Origin of the sequence: Micromonospora sp. 15K316, assembly GCF_004348525.1 — a bacterium.
GTDB lineage: Bacteria > Actinomycetota > Actinomycetes > Mycobacteriales > Micromonosporaceae > Micromonospora.
Window position 1 is genome coordinate 1 of the sequence record NZ_SMKG01000378.1, and the last position, 2,567, is coordinate 2,567.

Here is a 2,567-nt window from a genome sequence, read left to right on the forward strand (position 1 = left end):
GGGGCGGCGGTCACGCCGTGACGGTCGTGGTGGCGGCGGGGCCGCCCGGTCACCGGGTCGGGCGTCCGGCGGTCGCCACCAGCTCCGCGAGGTGTTCGAGTGCGCCGTCGCCGATGGCGATCCGGTAGGCGGGGCCGGCGAAGACGAGCCGGTGGAGGGCGGCGGTGTGCCGGACGGCGCCGATGGGGCGGTCGGTCTCCGCCGCCCCGGGGACGTCGTGGCTCTCTCGTATGACGTGCCGGATCAACCCGTGGTCCGATGCGCGGGCCGGACCTGGGGAGCAGCATGGCTCGGGGAATGACATCGACAGCGGTGAACGGAGTGGGCGGTGCGGAAGGCGGCCTCGGTCCTCGGTCTGGTTCTCGGTCTCTACCTGGTGGTCCGGGCGATCGCCGAGCCGTTCGTGATCGACATGAGCGATCCGGCCACCTACCGGAACGACTGGGGTGGACCGAGCCTGGCCGGCGTGCTGCTGGTCCACTGCGGTCCCGGCGTGGTCGCCGCGGTCGTCATCACCGCGGTGTTGCTGCGGCGCCGGCGGGCCGGCCGGGCTCGGGGGTGAACGCGGTCCGTCGCGCGCGCGGCGGCCCGTGCCGCTGCGGCGGGGACCGCCGCGTGGTGTGCCTGGATAACGGTTCGGTGCCCAGGTATTGCAGTACGCGCCCGGCTGTCGTAGAAATTCTTCAGCAACAATCTGTGAACTGAAGACAATCAACAGTTCCCCCGCGCCTCGTACGGCGGCCGCCTGGCCCCACCCACCGACGGCCGCCCGGCCCGAACCGAGGAGAGAGCATGAACAGGCGTGACATCCTGCGGCGGACCGCCGCCGCCGGCCTGCTGGCCACTCCCGCCGCCGGTCTGCTCGCCGGCTGCGCCACCGGTGGTGGTGGCGGCGACAGCGACGCGGAGACGTACAAGGGCACGAAGAGTGACCAGAACCCGCTCGGCGTCAAGGAGGACGCCCCGCTCGAGGTCGTCATCTTCAACGGTGGCTTCGGCGAGGAGTACGCCAAGTCCCACGAGGCGATGTACAAGGAGAAGTACCCGAAGGCGGAGATCAAGCACTCGTCGACGCAGGAGATCAACAAGACCCTCCAGCCGCGCTTCGTCGACGGCACCCCGCCCGACGTGGTGAACAACTCCGGCGCCGGCCAGATCGACTTCAACGGCCTGGTCTCCCAGAAGGCGATCGCCGACCTGGGCGAGCTGCTCAACGCGCCGAGCCTGGACGTCCCCGGCAAGACGGTCAAGGACACGCTGCTGCCGGGCGCGGTCGAGGTCGGGTCGTACGACGGCGCGTTCCTCGTGCTGAACTACACCTACACCGCGTACGGCATCTGGCACTCCACCAAGCTCTTCGGTGACCGCGGCTGGCAGTACGCGAAGACCTGGGACGAGCACATCGCGCTCTGCCGGCAGATCAAGGCCGCCGGCATCGCCCCCTGGACGTACGCCGGCAAGCACCCCCGCTACATGAGCTGGCCGCTGATCGCCACCGCGATCAAGCTCGGCGGCCCCTCCGTCGCCACCGCGATCGACAACCTGGAGCCGAACGCGTGGAAGTCCGACGCGATGAAGACGGCGGCCGACGCCTGGCACCAGATCGTCAAGGACAAGTTCATCCTGGACGGCTCACCCGGCCTCGACCACGTGCAGTCGCAGACCGCGTGGTGCCAGGGCAAGGCCGCCTTCATCTCCTGCGGCTCCTGGCTGGAGAGCGAGCAGAAGAAGGTGACCCCCGAGGGCTTCAACATGACCATCCAGCCCACGCCGAGCCTGGGCAGCGGCGACAAGCTGCCGTACGAGGCGATCCGCGGCACCGCCGGCGAGCCGTTCATGGTGCCGGCCAAGGCGAAGAACCTGGCCGGGGGTCTGGAGTACTTCCGGGTCATGCTCTCCAAGAAGGGCGCGCAGGACTTCACCCGCAAGGTCTCCAGCCTCACCATCGTCGCCGGTTCCACCGAGGGCGTCGAGCTGCCGTTCGGTCTCGACACCGTGGTGAAGGCGCTCGACGCCTCGGGCAGCAACGGCTTCAACTGGGTCTACAACAACTACTACCGGAAGCTGGAGCGGGAGCTCGTCGACGCCGCCTGCGGAGAGTTCTTCAGCGGCCGGATCGGCCCGGCGGAGTTCCTCGACCAGTGCCAGCGGGGCGCCGACTCGATCGCCCAGGACAGCTCGATCAAGAAGTACAAGCGGGCCGCGTGACGTCCGACCGGTGGGGGCCGCGAGTCCCCACCGGTCACCGCTTCCGGGAGTAGGACCAACTCGTGAGACATGGCAAGTACCCGCTGATCATCACGTTCCTGGTGCCGCCGCTGCTGCTGTACCTCGTCTTCGTCGTGTCGCCGTACCTGCAGGCGTTCCAGATCTCGACGACCGACTGGCTCGGCTACTCGGCCGAGGCGGACCCGGTCGGCCTGGCCAACTTCGAGGCGCTGCTGCACGACGGGCGGGTGTGGAACGCGCTCAAGAACAACGCGCTGCTGCTCGCCGTGGTGCCGGTGCTGACGATCGGGCTGGGCCTCTTCTTCGCCACCATGCTCAACATGGGCGGGCGAAAGGAG

The 2,567-nt window shown here is 69.1% G+C and carries 3 protein-coding genes and 1 pseudogene; 3 read left to right on the forward strand and 1 reads right to left on the reverse strand.

Annotated elements, in window-relative coordinates:
• Positions 1–49: 49 nt before the first annotated feature.
• A complete protein-coding gene (locus E1211_RS31595) occupies positions 50–247 on the reverse strand; it encodes a hypothetical protein (protein ID WP_132353829.1) in 198 nt (65 codons plus the stop codon).
• A gap of 81 nt (positions 248–328) precedes the next feature.
• Here E1211_RS31595 and E1211_RS33100 point away from each other — a divergent pair, with 81 nt between their 5' ends.
• From E1211_RS33100 to E1211_RS31610, 3 genes and pseudogenes are all read left to right on the forward strand, one after another.
• Complete coding sequence (locus E1211_RS33100) at positions 329–562, forward strand: hypothetical protein (protein WP_207915594.1); 234 nt, start codon at positions 329–331, stop codon at positions 560–562.
• Between the two features lie 230 nt (positions 563–792).
• Positions 793–2,208 (forward strand): N-acetylglucosamine/diacetylchitobiose ABC transporter substrate-binding protein, encoded by a 1,416-nt coding sequence (gene ngcE / locus E1211_RS31605; protein ID WP_132353831.1) that lies wholly within the window; start codon positions 793–795, stop codon positions 2,206–2,208.
• Positions 2,209–2,270: 62 nt separating this feature from the next.
• Positions 2,271–2,567: pseudogene (locus tag E1211_RS31610) on the forward strand (sugar ABC transporter permease); the annotation flags it as partial.